The 20273-nt window shown below is 34.7% G+C and carries 15 protein-coding genes and 1 other annotated feature; of the genes, 8 read left to right on the top strand and 7 right to left on the bottom strand.

Features of this window, described 5'->3' with window-relative positions; translation table 11 throughout:
• Positions 1-79 precede the first annotated feature (79 nt).
• Entirely contained in the window at positions 80-1189 is a 1110-nt protein-coding gene (locus tag QNH69_RS02340) for a hypothetical protein (RefSeq protein WP_282929012.1), read from the top strand.
• 161 nt (positions 1190-1350) lie between these two features.
• Here QNH69_RS02340 and QNH69_RS02335 read toward each other — a convergent pair whose 3' ends face one another.
• Genes QNH69_RS02335 through QNH69_RS02325 form a run of 3 tightly spaced genes read right to left on the bottom strand, consistent with a single transcriptional unit; the run spans position 1351 to position 6610 of the window.
• Positions 1351-4662 carry a DEAD/DEAH box helicase family protein gene (locus tag QNH69_RS02335; RefSeq protein ID WP_282929011.1) on the bottom strand — a complete coding sequence of 1104 codons (3312 nt, stop codon included), beginning with the start codon at positions 4660-4662 and terminating at the stop codon, positions 1351-1353.
• Positions 4662-5684 (bottom strand): Eco57I restriction-modification methylase domain-containing protein, encoded by a 1023-nt coding sequence (locus QNH69_RS02330; RefSeq protein ID WP_282929010.1) that lies wholly within the window; start codon positions 5682-5684, stop codon positions 4662-4664. The genes QNH69_RS02335 and QNH69_RS02330 overlap by 1 nt, the downstream gene beginning before the upstream one ends.
• Complete coding sequence (locus tag QNH69_RS02325) at positions 5681-6610, bottom strand: restriction endonuclease subunit M (RefSeq protein ID WP_282929009.1); 930 nt, start codon at positions 6608-6610, stop codon at positions 5681-5683. The genes QNH69_RS02330 and QNH69_RS02325 overlap by 4 nt, the downstream gene beginning before the upstream one ends.
• Before the next feature lie 399 nt (positions 6611-7009).
• Between QNH69_RS02325 and QNH69_RS02320 the strand changes: the two genes are divergently transcribed.
• Positions 7010-9526: a Spaf_1101 family AAA-like ATPase gene (locus QNH69_RS02320; protein ID WP_282929008.1), complete on the top strand. Its 2517-nt coding sequence runs from the start codon at positions 7010-7012 to the stop codon at positions 9524-9526.
• A 126-nt stretch (positions 9527-9652) separates the two neighbouring features.
• Here the strand turns inward: QNH69_RS02320 and QNH69_RS02315 are convergent, their stop codons facing one another.
• Positions 9653-10798 (bottom strand): 5-methyltetrahydropteroyltriglutamate--homocysteine methyltransferase, encoded by a 1146-nt coding sequence (locus QNH69_RS02315; protein ID WP_282929007.1) that lies wholly within the window; start codon positions 10796-10798, stop codon positions 9653-9655.
• A 66-nt stretch (positions 10799-10864) separates the two neighbouring features.
• Positions 10865-11100, bottom strand: a binding site (T-box leader).
• Positions 11101-11230: 130 nt separating this feature from the next.
• Here QNH69_RS02315 and QNH69_RS02310 point away from each other — a divergent pair.
• Positions 11231-11587 carry an arsenic metallochaperone ArsD family protein gene (locus QNH69_RS02310; protein WP_282929006.1) on the top strand — a complete coding sequence of 119 codons (357 nt, stop codon included), beginning with the start codon at positions 11231-11233 and terminating at the stop codon, positions 11585-11587.
• 96 nt (positions 11588-11683) lie between these two features.
• On the opposite strand, the gene QNH69_RS02305 is transcribed toward QNH69_RS02310, so the two are convergent.
• A complete protein-coding gene (locus QNH69_RS02305) occupies positions 11684-12454 on the bottom strand; it encodes an SDR family oxidoreductase (protein WP_282929005.1) in 771 nt (256 codons plus the stop codon).
• Positions 12455-12620: 166 nt separating this feature from the next.
• Between QNH69_RS02305 and QNH69_RS02300 the strand changes: the two genes are divergently transcribed.
• From QNH69_RS02300 to QNH69_RS02285, 4 genes are all read left to right on the top strand, one after another.
• On the top strand, positions 12621-14540 hold the full coding sequence (locus QNH69_RS02300; protein ID WP_282929004.1) for a flavocytochrome c: 1920 nt from the start codon (positions 12621-12623) through the stop codon (positions 14538-14540).
• A 95-nt stretch (positions 14541-14635) separates the two neighbouring features.
• Positions 14636-14908: a type II toxin-antitoxin system RelB/DinJ family antitoxin gene (locus tag QNH69_RS02295; RefSeq protein WP_282929003.1), complete on the top strand. Its 273-nt coding sequence runs from the start codon at positions 14636-14638 to the stop codon at positions 14906-14908.
• Between the two features lie 11 nt (positions 14909-14919).
• Positions 14920-15273, top strand: a complete 354-nt coding sequence (locus QNH69_RS02290; protein ID WP_282929002.1) for a type II toxin-antitoxin system YafQ family toxin — start codon at positions 14920-14922, stop codon at positions 15271-15273.
• A gap of 116 nt (positions 15274-15389) precedes the next feature.
• Entirely contained in the window at positions 15390-15662 is a 273-nt protein-coding gene (locus QNH69_RS02285) for a type II toxin-antitoxin system RelB/DinJ family antitoxin (RefSeq protein WP_282929001.1), read from the top strand.
• Positions 15663-15762: 100 nt separating this feature from the next.
• On the opposite strand, the gene ahpF is transcribed toward QNH69_RS02285, so the two are convergent.
• Both ahpF and QNH69_RS02275 read right to left on the bottom strand, forming a co-directional pair.
• Positions 15763-17307, bottom strand: coding sequence for an alkyl hydroperoxide reductase subunit F (ahpF, locus tag QNH69_RS02280; RefSeq protein WP_282929000.1), 1545 nt, complete (start codon positions 17305-17307; stop codon positions 15763-15765).
• 21 nt (positions 17308-17328) lie between these two features.
• Positions 17329-17898, bottom strand: a complete 570-nt coding sequence (locus tag QNH69_RS02275; RefSeq protein ID WP_282928999.1) for a redoxin domain-containing protein — start codon at positions 17896-17898, stop codon at positions 17329-17331.
• A 225-nt stretch (positions 17899-18123) separates the two neighbouring features.
• On the opposite strand from QNH69_RS02275, the gene QNH69_RS02270 reads away from it, so the two are divergent.
• Positions 18124-20133, top strand: a complete 2010-nt coding sequence (locus QNH69_RS02270) for a flavocytochrome c (protein WP_282928998.1) — start codon at positions 18124-18126, stop codon at positions 20131-20133.
• Positions 20134-20273 lie beyond the last annotated feature (140 nt).

The raw sequence follows: 20273 nt of genomic DNA, 5'->3' as shown, positions 1-20273 counted from the left end.
AATAAATTAGTTTATCTATTTGTTTATTTTTAGTATATTTGTAATAATATAATGTACATATTATAGAAAAGGAGAAGTTGTGAATAATTCGAGTTTATATTGGCAAATGTATATGAAATTAGAAAGCGAATTAATTGACTTATCTCATTATATCTACATAAGTGATAAAGTAAGTTCATATAATAATGATCCAGATGAATTGACTCCTAATCAACTATACGTTTACTCACCGTACATAGCAGACTTAATAGTTAGATGTGGAGTAGAGATTGAAGCTATTTCTAAAGAATTGTATCTAAAAAATGGAGGCAAACCAAAGAAAAAAGACTACCAGCTATCTTTTGATTCAAATTGCTTAAAACATTTACACAATAAATGGAATTTTGATAACAAACAAGTAAATATTATATCTCTACACTTCGATTTATCTGATGAATATTCGATATTATTTCCATTGAAAGATGCTCATAAAAAACATAAAACTTTATGGAAAACCACATATCAAGATTTAAAGCATAATAGGTACAAGAATCTTAATAGAGGAAATATAAAAGCTTTGATTGAATCGATGGCTGCGCTTTATTTGCTCAATATCTACAATATAAATGAGAAGCTTTATTGTAAATATGGCGAGATTAGAAATCTAGATTATAGTTTTGGATCAAAAATATTTAGTATAGAAACGCCAATATTCGAAAATAAGGAAGACTTTAAAGCATCATCTAGCCCTTATATTATATCATTTGGTGATGTTGATATTGATAAATTCCTAAATTTAGAACAAAATAAAAAGGATTATTTATATAGATTTTTATTAAATCAATCAGGAATAAGGGATGTAAATGTATTTAGAAGTATATTTGAAGACTACGATTTAGATGGTATATCCCAATTACCGATTGAAGATGTTTTTAAAGAACTAGGGAAGTATAGAGTCAGGGAAAAATATAAGAGTTTAGATTCTTATAAGGAAAAATTGAATACTTTTACAAATAGTGATGAATTTAAAGGAGAATTATATCAGCAACATAAAGAATATTTAGAAGAAGAATTAGAAGAAAATAATATAGATTCTGCAATTGAGCTATCAGGTATTTACTATGGTTTAGAATTAATGCAAAAAAATATTAAGGAAATACGGATGCCTATGTCTAAAAACGAGCAAATATGCGAAATATTCATTCCGTGATGATATTTATTTTAAATCACATATAAAAATTTTGAAACATAGGAATAAACTAGAATTTATATTTATAAACTCTATATGGAAAAGGAATGTAGATTTTTGACAAACTTACATTCCTTTTTATTAAGTATTTTTATACAAATATATGAGTCCAGCCAAATGTATTAGTCTACCAATTCAGGGAAAATTCTTACTAGATCATCTTCAAATCTATCAGCTTGAATACTTGCTAAGGAATCAAGTAGCCTTAGATTGTGTTTTTCTATTTCTATATCTTTGCTGAATCCTAAGATATAATTACTTGCAATCCTATAGATGATTTCTGTAGGAGCAAGTCCATAGACTTGTTTAGCAAAAATATGATTTAGTCTCTCCTTAGAATCAGGGTATAGACTTTTTATTTTATCGCTTCTGTATAATCTTTTAACTATTTCTGCCACATAGAGTCCAGACTTCATATATGGATCCATGAATGTGAAATCAGGATTGTCAAAGCATCCTGGATTTTCCTTTTCAAGTAAATCTAGCATTTGCTTTACAACTTTTCTTGGTGTAAATATTTGGTTGGTTTTTTGGGCTGGTATATAGTCAAAAATATCTCTTTTGACATCAGGATCAAAATAATTTTCTAATTCTTTTTTCTTATTCAAAAATTCTATTACAGAATCATTGAAGACTAATTCATCAAATAATCCACCATCATAGTGCCTTGTTTCCCCAGTTTCTTCATCAACATAGTCAAAGCCATCACGCAAGCTCCTAAACTCATCAAGGGTAATAGATGTTACTTCCAAGAAGACCTCATTTGGGATTATTTTATCAAAATTATCCAAATTTGTATCATAATCACCATAAGCCATCAAAAATGATGGAATAGTTCTTGCAAATCCTCTGAGTCTATCTCTGACATCATCCTCAATAGTTCTTTTTTCTTTCTCTTTTATGTCTGTTTCGATAGCTTCAGTTGCAACTATAATAGATTTTTCAACTATTTCATAATCATCTAAGTCTTCTTTGAATTTTCTTGCTAGCTCTTTCTTCTTCTCTTTTAGCATATCCTCATACTTAGATTCTATTTGACTAGATTCTGCTGAGGACTTAGATTGTTCAAGGTCTTTTGATTTTTGTGCTTCTATTTTGTTTCTTTCTATTTCAAAATCGCTATAACTTTTTTTGATTATTGATTTAGCTGTATTTTTTATAGACCTTTCTATATTATTTTCAACGGACCTTTTCAAGTTAGTGCCATACACATCTTTGGCATTATCAAGCAATGGATCAATTATAGGTTTAGTTATTTTATCAACTAAGTCATCAAGGCCAGATTTGTCCTTATTTACTATTATTTCATTATCCAATTCGTCTAAATCATCCTTTATATCATTATAGATTTTTGGACCGAAAACATTCTTTGCCTTGCCAATAATTTTTTCTTTGTCTATTTCTATATTTCCTTCATCATTAATATCAAGTTCATCGGCCGTATCATCATCGATCTGAATTGCCTTTGCTTCCTTAGCAGGATTTAGCTTTTCCAGAATACCCCTAACCTGGCTTGGAGCTCTAAATATATTGGCTATATTGTTAAAGAGGAAGTTAGACATAAAACCGCGGTTTACAACTTCTACTGACTTGATCCTTCTAGGAATGGTAAGGACTTTTTCAGCATCCAATAGAATCATTTTCCCGTCTTCATCTTCACCGTAGACAGGGAAGAAATTTAAAAGTTCTCTTATATGTTTTTTCCTAGTCTCTAAATCTCCACTACCAGCTGAAGTATATGGTGAGAGGTCATTGGCGAATTTTTCAAAAATATCAAGAGTCCTCGCAGGATCAAAGTCGAATACATAGGCATTTTTCTTTCTAAAATGCCTACCACTATTAGAGAAAAGGCATGGATTTTGACACCTAAAGGCAGCTTGCATATAAAGGGCAGGTGATTTCATATTAGCTAACATAAGGACTGCTGTCCATTCAGGTATGGTGACCCCAGTAGTTAATTGGCCTACAGATAGGGTAATAGTTTTTTCATAATCTCTGATGGCATCCTTGACTCTATTTAGCGAATCTTCGCTAATAACCTCATCGTCTGTTTTGCCATCTCCAGCAGCCAGAATAATCTTATAATCTTTAAAGACTGGATTGACTTCAAGTTTTCTCTTTAGAGCCTTGGCTGAATCCACTCTATTTAAAATCCAAAAAGAGTGTTTAATCTCATCTCTAAGATCTGGAGTAGAGAAAGGGAACTTCTCGTTTTGAGTCAAGGCGTCCAAAAACTTGTCCACATCATTATTGTAGACAAAGGCACCCCTCTCATCAGTTGAGAAAAACTCATTCAAATCAAAGGCATATTCAGCAACTTCATCATCAAGCTCAATCCCATCCTCGACCCTATCTCTAATAACATCTGACATTTGATAGGTAAATAAGTTTAGTTGAGGAAGTGTTGCGTAAGGATTTTCTTCAAGGTCATAGCTTATCCAAGACCTCTTAGCGTTTTGTTCATCGGCATAAGTCCAATTGTAGATGGCATCATTAGGAAACTTCTCATTTGCTAAGGCTTTAAAAGGTGTACCAGACAAGTGGAGAGTATTTTTTCTTTCGATTTGATTAAAGGCTGTATCTGTCTTGTAGGTATCCACACCTTCGTGGGCCTCATCTATTATTAGAATATCCCAGTGAGTTTTCTTAATTTCATCTAGTTTGTCATGGATTCCACCAAAATGTATTGAACCCTTTAAGTCTTGGAGGCTGACAAATTCTATACATCCCTTGTAATTTTCAACAGTTGGCAAAATATCTACGTATTTTTTCCTGCTGTAGACATATTTTTCATCCTTGATAGTATCAACATGGCTAACAAAAATATAGCCGGACCCTGGTCCTACAAACTTCACATAGTCCCCATACCATGAATCAGCAATGGCTGGCCTATTGGTAACTATAAGGATATTTTCAAAGTCCATCTTCATACATAGGTCATAGGTTGCCAGAGTTTTTCCGAAACGAGGCTTGGCATTCCATAGGAATTCGCCCTTGTCATGACTTTTGAAATATTCCATAGTCATAGCAATAGCCTCAGCTTGCTCGTTTCTAAGTTGGTAAGGAGCTGGCTTGTCATCAGATTCCACTTGGCCACGAGTTTTTCTAAACTTAAAGAATTTGAGTTCAGCAAGGTCTGGGTCTATCTCAAACCACTCCTTGCCCTCTTTTCGTTGGAAACCTAGATTGACCAAATACTTATGGAAATCTGAATCTCTAAAAGTATCATTGGAACCCTCATAAACAGCATTATTGGCCCATTCTAGCTTATATTCAAGGTCAGATGTGAACACCTGCTCCTTGATTCTTTCCTCTGCATCTCTTTCAGTAAAACCAATCTTGGTCCATCCATCGTGCTTTCTAAGTTCTGGTGTAGTATAGGCATAGCATACAGGGGTAACTTCCTTGGTGGTAGAAATCTTAGCTTCAGTCATTATTCCATCTCCTGTACTTTTTCTTCGATAAAGGCTATCTCTTCATCTGATAGGCCATATTTTTTGTAAAGTTGCTGGTCAATCTCAGCTATAGACTTGGACCAGTCAATGTCAGAATTTTTTGTGAAGTCTTGGATTGGGACGTATTTCCAAGTTGGTTTTGCGTTATTTTGTGTTACTTTTAAAATACCGAGCATAACTCTAGCAAACTTTGTTTTTACATATTTTAGAGTAGCTTCGGCTTCGGATTTTGAATCGGTTTCGCCGATTGAAATAAATGTTTCTGTGAAACCCACGAGTGGGGTACCCACGAGTGGGGTGCTGATACCCTCGCCAATGGCTCCAGAGCCATTGGCTTTGGGTATCATAACTTTGTATTTATAGAGGTTTTGAACATCTTTAAGATAATCTTTCCTAAACCACTTATAAACTCTTTTTCCTTTTTGCAATCCATATATTCTTACATAATCGTTATTGTCGTCTGGTTTTTTATCAGTAAAAAGTTTAGGCATTCTATCAAATGAACTCGGTGCGATACGAGCATCAGCGGTTTTTTTTAATTCATCAGGTTCTTTTAAATATGCTTGCTTAGAATACTTGTATAGCCCACGATTTGATACAACATCGCTTAAACTATCCTCTTTCAATTTATCTACCTTTTTCTTAATTGAATTTAACTCAGGAAAGGAAGTAAAAACCACTATAGGATCAAAAACTTGTTCGGAATCTCTATATGTTATGGCTATTCCACCTTTTATATCCGCATTTGGAAACATCTTTGCACTGTTAGCTTCATAAAAAAGTACTTTAACATGAGAGTCATTCAACATCTGCTCATTCCATTTTTTAGGAGTATATCCAGCGTTAAACAAAAATCTTGCAGGAGTTATTAGCTCAACCTTTTTAGCTATTTTAAAAGATGAATCAAAAAAATAATGATATAACGGTGTATCACTTTCATTATTCCCTACAGATTCTTTATGGTACGGTGGATTCCCTACAACAAAATCAAATTCTTTCATATATTCTCCTTTAGTGATGCAAAGGTCTGGGACTTGTTTGCCTTCCAATCAAATATTCTACAGGCCACTGGCTCTACTTTTTCTGATTCTTCTATTTCTCCCAGATCTGAAAAACCCATCTGACTATTTTCACCACGCGGTGCACCAAATGGCACAGTGTCTGACAATCCATCCATCTGCCAGAGGTTCCAAGAGATGATATTGGCAAGCTTTTGAAGAGTTTTCTTATCCACATCCTCATCCCAACGTCTTTCAAAATATTCTACAAAGGTCAGTAGGACATTGATTCTTGCTATAAGCAAGCTGTCGCCCTGGTATTCATAACCATAGGATGCCATAAGAGCCCTAGTCGCCCACAATATCCACTCTTCCTTGGTGGTGGTATTTTCGTCTACTATCCTAAGCTTCCTATCAAGGAATCCAATTCTATCTATGGTATGCCTGATAATTTCACTTGTTGTGGCATCATACCTGGAAACCAAGTAGGGACCTTCTCCACAAGTAATCTCAAGCCTCCTAGAGTCTACATAATCTTGCCAGCTCTTGCCCTCAGGGAAGATTATTTTTTCTCTAACAGGCTGCCAAGATTCACCATTTTGGACATTGAAGACATCTTTTCTACCAAACCAGACCTCATCGCAATAATTATTCATAAAATTGACCACCCAAGACGGGGTGTATACTTCAGCTTTTTTCCTAGTTCGGTCAAGCTGTATTTCTGAACTCTTACTAGTTCTAGGATGAAGAGCAAATCCATGAGTAAAAGTAGCTTCCCTAATTTCGGCCCTATCATCAAAACTTTCCCCCAAGTGCTCGTATGTATTGGTGGCCCATATAATATTCTTTTTAGTAGACTTATCCCTAAGAAGACTCTTTAGAGTAATCCTAATAGGATAAAAATTAAAATCAATCAACGGCTGATCCATAAAAACCTCAAATCTAAAATAGTGAAAATTAGTTGTTATTAATATTGTATCAAGTTTTACTAAAAAAATGAAGAAATATACATAAAATAAAGTTAAGGATTAAAAACATGATTAATACTACTATATAACAATACTATCGCTTTTTTGAAATACTATTACTCTGTTATAGTTGGGTGTCAGCACGCATAACACTTATTAAATTTATGAATTCAATAATTATAAGATTAGTTATGCTCATTATATATTTTATAGTATATTCTCCATTGTACATTTTTACTTAAACCACTATATATAGTATAATAAACACAAATTATATAGAAATATACCATATGTAGTATACATCATGTATATATTTTTAGAAGTGTATTATTTCAGTGAATGAGGATTAAAAGGAGAAGTATGCCTAAAGACGATAGATCATATGTAGAAATAATAGATGCTTATAAACATATAAAAAATACTAGAAATAACTTTGGATATCCTAGGAAGTCAATATTTCATATTCACACACCAGCTTCTCATGATTATAAATTAATGGATAATCTAGGTACAGATGGATATAAAACAATTAGTGAAAAAGAATTAGAAGATATAATTTATGAAAGGAATATTGCTCCCCTAGTAAACGGGAAAAGAGATGTAAAGTTTGGTGAAGATTTTGATATTTTTAAAAGCAAAAAAGAAATATATGCTTTTTTATTGTTAGCTCATGAATTACTAATAAATCAATATGAGATAGCTGTTGTCACGGATCATAATACATTTAATGGGATAGATAAATTAAAAATATGTGTAAACCATCTACAAAAACGTAAGAACAAATATAATGTTAATCTAAATATATTTGGTGGCATAGAAATATCCTGTGCTGATAAATTGCATGTAGTTGCTATTTTAGATGGAGATAAAAAGAAAGAAGACAAAGTTATTGATTGGCTAGATGAAAAATTGATATCTGAAAAAGATGGAGTATTTGTTACTAGTTTAGAAGTTATGGATTTTTTCTCGAGTTTAGGCGCGATAACTTATATTGCACATATTTATTCATCTGATATAAATAAAGAAAAATTTTTAAGTGGAGCTTATAAAAAGAAACTATTTTCTAGTGACAACGCTAGAATTGTTGGATTAAAAAGTAAATATCAAATCAAAAATGCAAAAAAATTCATGAAAAATTATAGGAAAGATGTGAAATTTTTAATTGATAATGATTCACACTCCATAGACACTTTGGGAAATAATTTTTTTTGGATAAAAGGAAGTGATATCAGCTTTCGAATGCTAAAAGAAGCTTTAATAGATTTTGATATATCTGTAAACTATGAAGCTCCTAATAAAAATAAAATTTTTATAGAGGGTCTTTATGTAATTTTTGAGGAATCTGGGTTTCTATCTAACAAAAAGAGAAATAGCGACTTTACAGTTAAATTCTCTGATTCATTGAATTGTTTTATAGGGGGAAGAGGGACTGGAAAAAGCACAGTTCTTGAAACAATAGACTTTGTAATGACACAAATTATTCATGATGAGAGTCTTTTAGATTTTATTTGTAGTCATGGGAATATTTATCTGTTATTTCAGTGTTATGAAGATGAGTATATTGTTGAGTTTAGATGTCCATACAAAGATGAAAATGATAATATTCTAAGTTACTTTGAAGAAGAGAAACCTTACCGATATGAAAGAAGATATTCTTTAAATAAAAAGAAAATAAAAACTTTTATGCTTAGAAAATATTTGGACGTATATAAAATAAATTGTACTAATGTTAAAGATATGGATATTAGTAATATCGAAAGAGTACGTAATAAAACGAAAGTCCTATCAAAACTTTATGATAATAGATATTCTGTTAATGATCTTGTTAGATATGCAAGTGGAGATGAAATTAACAGCTTTATTTATGATTTGATGTTTAAAAATAAAGAGTTAGAACTATTTGAAAATAAAATAAAAATTAGAGATAAATCAGGTTTATCTAAATTTCTAAGAGATATAGAAAATATTTTAGAAAATAGAAAAGAAGATGTAAAAAAAGTAATTGAACCTTTTAACGAAACGCAAAAAGGTACTCTAAAAATAGAGTATATACAAAATGATTTAATGCTTAAGTATCCCATAGAACAAATTTATAATAGTAAATTTTCAAGTATTGTTAATAGATATAATATTAAAAGAAAAAATTTGAAGGGTTTTATACTTTCTGTAATAGATAAAAAAGGGGTAATTGAATTTTTAAAAGCATCAATCAATAAAGATTCTTCTTGGATAAGTTCTAAAGAATTTTTAGATTTTACAGAAGAAAGTAGTATTGAAACAATAGATGCAGGTAAAACTATTATTGATGAGAATATTGCGAAATCATTAGTATCTGATTTGATAAATTATGCAACTAGTGATAAATATGTAAATATACGGATTAATTATTTTAAAAACTGTTTTAGAGAACTTGAAGAATATACTATATTGTTTAATGTTAATAGCAGAGAAGATAAAAAAAATCTCCCGGAGAGGTATAAGGATATAAAAACTCTATCCCTAGGTCAAAAAGTTGTTGCAATGCTAGATTTTATACTTGGATATGGGAAATTTAATAATGACTTTAGACCGATTGTCATTGATCAACCAGAGGATAATTTAGATAGCAGATATATTTATAAAAATCTAGTTCAACAGTTAAGAAAGACTAAAAACGATAGACAAGTTATAATAGCAACTCATAGTGCAACAATTGTTACCAATGCCATGTCAGATTGTGTATTAGTAATGGATTCTGATGGAGAACATGGTTGGGTTAAGATTCAGGGATATCCTGGTGAAATCACCATAAAAAAAGAAATAATAAACCATATGGAAGGTGGAGAAGATTCATTTAAACATAAAATTCAAATATATGAAGAAGCTCTTGGTAATTAAAATTTTTATTTAAATTGTACTTTTTATTGATATATAGTTATATCTCTTTTTTGTCCATCAAAGGGTAGATATAAATTTTCATGGAGAATCAGCTATTAGTTATGCTAATAGCTGATTTTTTCACACCTATTCTCCCCAAAACTCCTCTGCAATCCTCTGCCCTTGGTCAATCTTAGCCCATTGCTCATCTATGCTTAGTTCATTTCCTTCATCGCATGAGGCAAAGCCGCATTGGTGGGAGAGGTAAAGTCTATCTTTGTCTATGATTTTGCTTGCTTTTTCTAGGAGGTCTAGGGTTCTTTTTTCTTCATCTAGGGTGTTTGTTTTGCTGGATAGGAGGCCTAGGACTATTTCGTTATCTTTATCTTTTAGGACTTTTAGGGCCTCGATGGATCCTGCTCTGTCGTCGTCCCATTCTAGGTAGAATCTATCGTAGTTTTGTTTTTCTAAAAATAGGTGGGCGATGGATTCGTAGGTTCCGTCGCTTGCTGACCTAGATTCATAGTTACCTCGGCAGTTGTGGGCGTAGACTTTTAGACCAAGGTCGTGGGCGTAGGCTATGACTTCGTTGTTGATGGCTATAAATTTTTCTGCCAATTCTTCTGTTGGTCTTGTCTTTTCTGATATTGGGGCGTTTTTGTTATCTTCTGAGAATATTTCCCACAAGCAGTCGTCAAATTGGATGATTTCTCCTCCTGCTTCTTTGTATTCTTTGATAAAGTCCTTGTATGATGCTTTGAGGTCTTTTTCAAATTCATATACCTTGCCATCGTAGTAGCCGCCAGATAGTCCGCCAAATAGGGCTTGTTCGCCATAAACATGGGATGGGGATGGGATGCATTGTTTGATTTCGGATTCTCCTGCTAATTCTTTTAATCTTTTGAAGTGGTCTATGAATGGGTGATTTTTGCCATTTAGCTTGTCTACGATTCTAATTCCTATGTCTTTTCTAGTTTCGTATACTCCTTCGTTGCCTTTGTCCCTAAAGTAGTAGCCAGCATCTGCGATGTATCTTTCTACCCCATGTAGGCCCCAGACAAAGTCAAGGTGCCAGAGGGATTTGGAGTATTCGCCGTCTGTGATTTGGCAAAGGTCGTGGTCTTTTTGACTCTTCACTACTCTTGCTACTGCGGCATCTTCAGCTTCTTTGTAGCCTTCTAGGTCATCGTAAAATGGATAGGTGATATCATCTCGTTTCTTTATTTCTTCTTTGTATTTTAGTAATTCCTCATCTCTTAGTAACGATCCTACTGTTAAAAATCTTTTGCTCATAATTAGCTCCTTTTTTTATTTTCAGAAATAAAACGCTATGGCAAAATTAAAAAAGACCCCGTCCTTAAAAAGGACGAGGTCTCTCGTGTTACCACCTTAATTTCATATCAATTTCACAATTAATAACTCATCAGGTACAAATGTATACCCTATCGCTGTAACGTGCGCACACGGATTGTCTTAAAATATTCGGACAAACAACTCAGAGGCCATTTTCAGTTTTCTGCCACTTAACTATTCCCACCAACCATAGTCTCTCTGGAAAGTTTTCAAAAACCTACTTTTCTCTTCAACGTTTTTATTTCTTGTAATAATTATAGGGTGGCTTTTTATTTTTGTCAAATTTAAATATTTCTTATCAAGTCCCTAGTGAACTTGGATTCTTAAAGGTATTATAAATAATAATGATAATTAATCTCAATGGAGGAAATAATGAGAATTATGTATATATACGAAGGGCCTATTAATGGGCTTGATAAGGATGAACTTGATAGGGTATCTGGTCTAGTAGATCATTTTACTAAGATTGGCGCGGATATTAGACGATATAATTTGGAAGAAAATCCTGAGCAATTTGGTGATAATAAGATTGTAAAAAGATTCTTGGATGATGGTGGGGAAGAAGTGCTTCCTATTGTTATGGTAAATAATGAGGTGGTTATCACTCGCAGATATCCTAGTGAAAGTGAATTTTACGAGCTATTATTCCCAGATTCAGACCTTGATGGCATAGATGATTTTGGCGATGAAGCTTGTGGATGTGGCAGCGGTGGTACTTGCAGCTGCTAAAAATTAAAAAAGAGGTCAACTATTTGAGGTGAAAGCTAAAATCCGGAAAGAGATTGAGGGTTTCAGTTCAATATAGTTGCCTCTTATTTTTGTGTATTAAATTGCTATCCAACCGCCGTCAACTGTTAGTAATTGGCCAGTTGTGTATGAGGAGTGGTGGCTTGCGAACATTAGTAGGGCTGTGTCTAGTTCGCCTGGATTGCCAGTTCTGCCCATTGGGTCGCTCATTGCTATAAATTGGTTGAAGGCTTCATCTTCTAGTAGGTGGCCAGTCATTTCACTTGCAAAGTATGCTGGTCCTATGGCATTTACTGTGATACCATCTTTTGCCCATTCTACTGCTAGGGCTTTGGTCATATTTTCTACTGCACCTTTTGTGGTTGTATACATCGTTAGTGCGCCATTGGCAAGGGCTACACTTGAGTGGATTGATCCAAGGTTGATGATTCTACCGTATCCGTTTTCTTTCATATTTTTTGCTACTTCACGTGCCATATAAAATAGTGAATTTACGTTGATATTCATCATTTTTTGCCAATCTTCGTCACTTGTTTCTGTGGTTGGCGCTGATAGGCCAAGGCCTGCGTTGTTGACTAGGATGTCGATTTTGCCGAAATCTTCTATTACTTTTCCAACATTTTCGCTTACTTTTTTGGAATCTGTAACATCTGTCACATAGTATTTAACTTCAACATCAAATTCGTTTTCGATATTTTTTGCCACTTCTTTTAATTTTTCTTCACGTCTAGCAAATAGGGCCAATTTTGCTCCTTGGCTAGCCAAAGCTTTTGCAAATTGAACACCTAGGCCTGATGATGCACCTGTTACTATGGCCACATCGCCTGTTAAATCTAAATAATTCTTCATTGTAACTCCTTGTTTGTTTTTACTTGTTTACTATACTACAATTTTTTGAAATGATAAAGACTATCGCTAGATTTATAAAACGTTTTTCTAATGTAAATTATATATTAATTGTATTTATTTTTCGGCTTAAATATGTTAAAATACAGGTAAATAAGGAGGTAAGAATATGAAGAGTAAGAAAACCTTATCGTATTTGATGGCTCTTGCATTATCATTTACAATGCTAACGTCGTGTAACAATGATCCTGCAGAGACTGACAATAAGAGTAAGCAGGAAGCAGAAGAAGTAAATACCGAAGAAGAAAAGAAGGATGAGGGCAAAGAAGCGCCAGAAGATGAAATGGCAGAAAAGCCTATTGATGAAGGCGGACATAGCCCAGCAACTGGTGGTACATATGAGGGAATTGCTCCAGGATATGGTGGAGATGTCAAAGTTTCTGTAGAAATGGGAGAAGAAGGAGAAATCCTTGATATTAATATCCTAGAAGACAATGAAACTAGTGGAGTTGGCAAAGTTGCCCTTGAAAAAATAACTGGAAGAATAATCGAAGGCCAATCAACCAATGTTGAGGCTGTAACTGGTGCGACAGCATCATCAAAAGGAATGATGCTTGCAGTTGGCAAGGCTTTGGAAGAAGCTGGAGTTGCTGATGATTTTAAGGAAGAATACAAGGAAAAACGTGAATATCCAAGCGAAATCGAAGCTGATATAGTGGTTGTTGGCGGCGGTGGAGCAGGACTTGCTGCAGCAGTTGAGGCGAGCAAAGCTGGATCATCAGTTGTAGTTATTGAGAAAAATGGCTTTGTTGGTGGTAATACCATACTTGCTGGTGGTGCAATCAATGCTCCAGATCCAGAAAAACAAGCCGAACAAGGCATAGAAGACTCAAACGACAACTACTATGAACAAACCATGGAAGCTGGAGACAATGTTGCAAATCCAGACTTAGTAAGAGTATTGGCTGACAATGCCTACGATGGATTCAAATGGTTAGAATCTCTAGGCATAGAATTTGAAGATGAAATCTACCAAGTGGCTGGTGGCCTATACCCAAGAGCTCACCAGGCTGTAAAACCTAACGGTGTTGGATTTATAGAAGGTTATGTTGATACATTAAAAGAAAACAACAATGCTCAAATATTAACTGAAACCACAGGTGAAAAGCTCATCGAAGAAGACGGCAGAATAGTAGGAGTAGAAGCCAAAAACTACGATGGTTCACCACTAACCCTACACGCTAAACAAGCAGTTATTTTGACAACTGGTGGTTTTGCAAAAAATACCGACATGGTAGTAAAATACAAAAACAATGAAAAATGGCCAAATCTAGACGAAAACACTATTTCAACCAACCTAGACTCTATAACAGGTGATGGAATCATCATGGGTGAAGAAGTTGGCGCAGACCTTGTAGATATGGACCAAATGCAATTCCTATACCTTGGTATACCAGGTAGAGGACCAATCACAGGGCTCTTGGATCTTGCAGCAGAAAAGACCTTGTTTGTCAACAAAGAAGGTAATAGATTTGTAAGAGAAGATGGCAGACGTGATGTCATTTCAAAGGCAATATTTGAACAAACAGACGGGGAATATTGGTTGATACACTCATCAGATGAGTTCGACTTTGACAATGAGAAAACCCTAGAAAAAGAAGACTTCAAAAAAGTACTCGAGGAAGGCAAGTTCGGATGGGTACGTGGAGAAACATTGGAAGAATTGGCAGAAAAAATAGACGTACCATATGAAAATCTAAAGGCTTCTATAGATGCATACAACAAATGCTATGAAGAAAAAGCCGAAGAAGATGAGTTTGGCAGAACCCTATTTGCATATCCATTTGAAAAAGGACCATTTGTAGCAGTACCAAGAACACCAGCCCTTCATCATACCATGGGCGGACTAAAAATTGACACAGAAGCACACGTAATAGACAAAGACGGCAATCAAATCCCTGGCCTATACGCAGCAGGTGAAATCACAGGCGGCATCCACGGAGCCAACAGGGTAGGCGGCAACGCTATAACCGACACAGTAGTATTTGGTAGAATAGCAGGACAAAACGCAGCAGCAGAAGAAAAATAAGCATAAAAGCTGGCAATTTAAGCCAGCTTTTTTTCGTGTAGCAAATGTACACCAATTGGGGTACAATAATAAAAAGGAATACTAGGAGGAAATTTATGGAAGGTATAAAAGAAGCAAGAGTATCAGCTAGAATAGATCAACTTACAAAAACTAAGGCTGAAAAAGAATTATCAAAACATGGATTATCTATCTCCGAATTTATAAGAATGAATCTAACAACAGTTGCAAATCAAGGTCTTCCAGATTATTATGGTATGCCAAATGAAACTACTATGGCGGCTATTTATGAGATGATTGACACCTTAAAAAATAAGGAGAAAGTAGAATCTGTTAGTTTTGAAGATATTAAAAAGTTATTTGATGAATAAGAGGGAATAAATTGATAATAGGTTATTCAAAACAGTTTAAAAAAGATATCAAGAAAATTCAAAATAATAAAAAATGGAAAAGAGTCCTTAAAAAGCCTCTTCCTTTTTCAAATCTCACACCATGGGAGTATGTTATTAAATCTTTTGAAGATGATAAAGAATTACCAAATTATTTTTATTCACACGAAATAACATTTCCAAAATCTGAAATTCAAAATATAAGAAGAGCTATTGGAGAAAGATCAAAAATAAAAGTGATGGATTTACATTTTGATGGAAGGACAGGAGACTGTTTGTTAATATATTCAGAAAGTGAATTAGGATTCTATCTGCTAAGAGTGGGAAGTCATAGCGAACTATTCTAAACTTTAATAGTCTATAAAATTCATTAGATTTTTATCTGATCAGTTTGTAACATCATATCCATGTATTTATTCACAAAACCTTACGTTGTAAGTACAATGTAAAAAAGGAGCATGCTATGGAAACAACAAATGTGAATTTTAGATTAGATAAACAAACTAAAAAAGAAGCTGAGGAATTGTTCGAAGACTTAGGATTAAATATGACCACGGCCCTTACTATGTTTGTCAAAGCATCCATCAGAGAGCAAGGAATACCGTTTGAAGTGAGAAGAGACATACCTAATGTAGAAACTATTGCTGCCATAGAGGAAGGTAGAAGAATTGCCAATGATCCAAATGTTAAAGGCTATGATAATATGGAAGATTTGATTAGGGATTTAGAATCATGAAATAATAATAGCCAATAGAAAAAGATTCAAATTTAGATTAGGATAAATAGAATTAATGCAGTAAAAAACGCCCGCGTGGGCGTTTTTGCTTTGCAATATTTTAGTTTCTCATCAAGTAATTAAAGGCTCCAAGGGCTGCTGTTGCGCCAGATCCTGCTGCTATTACTATTTGTTTGAATACTGTATTTGTTGCATCTCCTGCGGCATAGACTCCTTCTAGGCTGGTTTTTCCTTCGCCATCAACCAGGATTTCGCCACGGTCTGTAAGCTCTACATCAGATTCTTTTAGCCATTCTGTGTTTGGCACAAGGCCTACTTGGATGAAGCATCCTTCTACTTCTAGGCTGTGTTCTTCTCCGCTTTCACGGTCTGTGTATTCTAGCCTTTCAAGCCTAGAGTCACCGTAAAGGCCTGTTGTTTGGGCGTTTTTGATTACTGTAACATTATCTAGGCTATATAGCTTATCTTGGAGTACTTGATCAGCCTTTAGCTCTGGCAAGAATTCTAGGACTGTCACATGGTCAACCATGGCTGCTAGGTCTATAGCTGCTTCAATGCCTGAGTTTCCTCCACCGATTACTGCTACAGGTTTGCCCTTAAAGAGTGGGCCGTCACAGTGGGTACAATATGCTACACCCTTGTTTCTAAATTCTGTCTCGCCAGGGATTCCTAATAGTCTCCATCTAGCCCCTGTTGCGATTACGACAGTTCTTGATTCTAGTTTTGCACCATTATCTAGTTCTACTTCTATAAGTTTATTTGATGAATTTTCTGCTTCTTTGATATCACTTGCAAGAGCTCCTGTCATGACATCTACACCAAGAGCAGTCACTTGCTCCTTCATATTTGCCATAAAGTCTGGGCCTTCAGTGTATTTGAAGCCTGGGATATTTTCTATTCCAAGAGTTTCTACAACTTGTCCACCAAACTCACTTGCTACAAGGCCTGTTTTCACACCTTTTCTTGCTGCATAGACTGCCGCAGTTGCAGCAGCTGGACCGCCACCAATGATTAGGACATCAAAGGCAGGCTTATCGGCAAAGTCATCAGAAGATTTCTTGCTTCCGATTAATTCAAGGAGGCTGTCCATAGTTTGCTTGCCACCTTCAAGGAATTCTCCATCCTTAAAGATTGCAGGAACTGCAAGGACATCGCGATCTTCGGCGATTTCTTGGAACATAGATCCTTCAATCATAGTGTGGTTGATTTTTGGATTTAGAACTGCCATTATGTTAAAGGATTGAACAACTTCTGGGCAGTTGTGACATGATAGGGATACTATAGTTTCAAGGTTTTGCAAATCTTCTATTGCTTGAATTCTCTTTTTTGTACCTTCATCAATCTTTGGCGCGATTCCTCCAACTTGAAGGATAGCTAGGGCAAAGGATGCAAACTCGTGGCCAAGTGGCACACCTGCAAAGATGATTTGTCCGTGGTCAAATACCCCTTTTAGTTCAAAAGCTGGAGTATAGGCAAGGTCCTTTTCTACGACAGTGATTTTGTCAGAAAGACTTGCAACATCTTCTACAAATCCACGTACTTTATCACTTTTTTCGTCATTAGTAACAGAAAGCCCAATAGTGACTTCTGTTTTGAGCATGTCAAGATATTGGGCTAACTGGTTCTTTAAATTTTGATCTAACATTTACTTTTAAATCCTCAAATCTTATAGTTTACCTACAAGGTCAAGACCTGGTGTTAGGATATCGTCGCCTTCTTCTTCCCATTTAGCTGGGCAAGCTTCACCTGGGTGAGCAGCGATATATTTACCAGCCTTAACTTTGTTGATATTAACATCAGCCTTACGTCCGATGCCATCAGCGTTGATTTCTACTGTTTGGATCACGTTTTCTGGGTCGATTACAAATGTAGCTCTTAGAGCCTTTCCTGAATCATCAAGGATATCAAGTTCTCTTGTCAACTCTTTGTTAGAGTCAGAAATTAGTGGATATTCAAGTTTGCTAATTCTCTCGCTGTTATCATGCCAAGCCTTGTGAACAAAGTGAGTATCTACAGAAACACCGTAAACATCAGCTCCAAGTTCTTGTAAAGCAGCGTAATTATCTTGAAGGTCTTCTAGCTCTGTTGGGCAAACGAAAGTAAAGTCAGCTGGATAGAATAGTAGTACTGTCCATTTTCCTTTTAAATCTTCGTTTGAAACTGTTATAAATTCGTCCTTTTTTGGATCGTAAGCGTCTAAATTAAATTCTGGAAGTGTTTTACCAATAAATGCCATTTTAAATCTCCTTTTTTGTATTCTTTACACTAATTATTATAATCATTATAAAATAAAAGTCAAACCAAAAATATATTGTTAGTTAACTTTCAACAGTTAATATTTACCCTATTTTTCAAAAAGTAAAATAAAAGATATTGATATATGATGAACAATAATTTTATCATTATTTGAAATTATGTTAAAATAGATAATATAAAATAAAATACATATAGGAGGAATTCAATGAAGAAAAATAAACTTCCGCTGTTATTGGCGATGTGTTTGTCACTTGGTATATTTTCATCATGTGATGACCAGAACAATAACAAAGATGAAAAGGTTGAAAGTCAAGACAATGACGTAAAAGAAAATGGTGAGAATGATGAAAACTCAAACAAAGAGCAAAAAGAAGAAACAAGCAAAGTTTCAAATACTTCTTACAAACCAGGTACATATGAATCCGAAGCAGAAGGATACAAAGGCATAGTCAAAGTAAAAGTTGACTTTGATGAAGACGAAATAACAAACATAGAAGTAGTAGAAAATAGTGAATCTTCAGGAATTGGTACAGTTCCTATTGAATATATGCCAGAAAAGATTGTAGAAAATCAATCATTAGGAGTAGATAAAGTAAGTGGAGCGACAGTTACATCTAATGCCTTATTATTGGCCGTAAAAGATGCCGTAAAACAAGCAGGAGGAGATGTAAAAGCTCTAGAAGCTAAAGAAGTTAAAAGAAATACTGATCCAATAAACGACGAAGCTGACGTTGTTGTAGTTGGAGGAGGTGGTGCTGGTTTGTCCGCAGCAGTATCAGCCGCAAGCGAAGGAAAATCAGTTATTCTTGTGGAGAAAGCTCCAGGACTTGGTGGCAATACTGTAAGAGCTGGTGGTCCATACAACATACCAGATGAAGCTAGACAAAAAAACTTAGCAAAAGCATCAGAAAGCTCAATGGAAAAAATTAAAGAGCTTACTAAAAAAGAATCTAAGAATGACAGACATCAAGAATTGATGGATCAACTTGCAAAAGAAATTGAAGACTATGAGAATGACCCTTCTAAAGATTATCTATTTGATTCAAACGCGCTCCACATATTACAGACATATGACGGTGGAGATTACGTAGCGGACTTATCTTTAATAGAAGAGATGGTAGATAATGGTTTGGATACTCTAAATTGGCTATCTGAAAATGGAGTAGAGTGGAAAGAAGAAGTAACTGCTGCTACTGGAGCACTTTGGTCTAGGAGTCACACACCAGTTAATGCAACAGGTACAGATTATATAGTTGCTAATAAGAAGAAAGCAGATGAACTAGGCGTTAAATTCTACATGAATACTAAGGCTGAGGAAATCTTAATGGAAGACGGAAAAGCCGTTGGTATAAGAGGAAAAAATGAAGATGCTCCTGTCGAAATAAAAGCAAAATCAGTAATACTAACAACAGGTGGTTTTGGGGCAAACAAGGAGCTGGTAAATAAATACGATTCATCAATTCCAGATACAATACTTACAACAAATTCACCAAACATAACAGGTGATGGTTTATCAATGGCTGAAGAAGCTGGGGCAGCCCTTCGTGATATGACTGAAATACAAATCCACCCATTAGGGGATCCAATAACAGGAGGATTGGAAGGTTCAGTTAGAGGGCCAGGAGTTGAATCATATTACTTAATAAATAATGACGGTAAGAGATTTATAGCAGAAGATAAGAGAAGAGACGAAATGACAGCAGCAGAATTTGCTCAAGCTGATGGCGAAGTTTACCTAATCACATCTCAAAACTCTGGTGCAATAAACGATGAAGGCATAACATATTTTGCAATGGATGTCGATAAATTAATCGAGCATAATAGGGTATTTAAAGCAGATACTATAGAAGAACTAGCCGAAAAAATTGGAGTTGACCCACAGAATCTAAAAGATACTCACGATAAATTTAATACTATGGTAGAAAAAGGGGAAGACGAAGAATTTGGAAGAACTGTTTTTGGTCAAAAATTAGATCAAGGACCATTTTATGCATCTCCGAGAATTCCAACAGTTCACCATACTATGGGTGGTGTAAGTATTGATACAGAAGCCCACGTATTAGATGAAGATGGAAATCCTATACCTGGTTTGTATGCTGCTGGAGAGATTACAGGTGGTATACACGGAGGAAACCGTCTAGGTGGAAATGCTCTATTAGATATACACGTATTTGGTAGAATAGCAGGAACAAATGCTGCAAATGAAATAGAATAATGACGATTTACTAAAGGAGTATTCCGTTTTAGCGGTCTACTTCTTTTTTATATAAATTTATATATTTACTTGCAGTACTTTATTAAAGTTTAAGGTAAAGTGTAGGTATAAAGTATAGTAAATTACTATTATTATGAGGC

It is taken from the genome of Anaerococcus sp. Marseille-Q7828 (assembly GCF_949769285.1).
In the GTDB taxonomy this organism is placed as follows: Bacteria; Bacillota; Clostridia; order Tissierellales; family Peptoniphilaceae; genus Anaerococcus.
The sequence above is the reverse complement of the archived record's forward strand: the minus strand, read 5'-3'. Positions and strand labels throughout refer to the sequence as shown.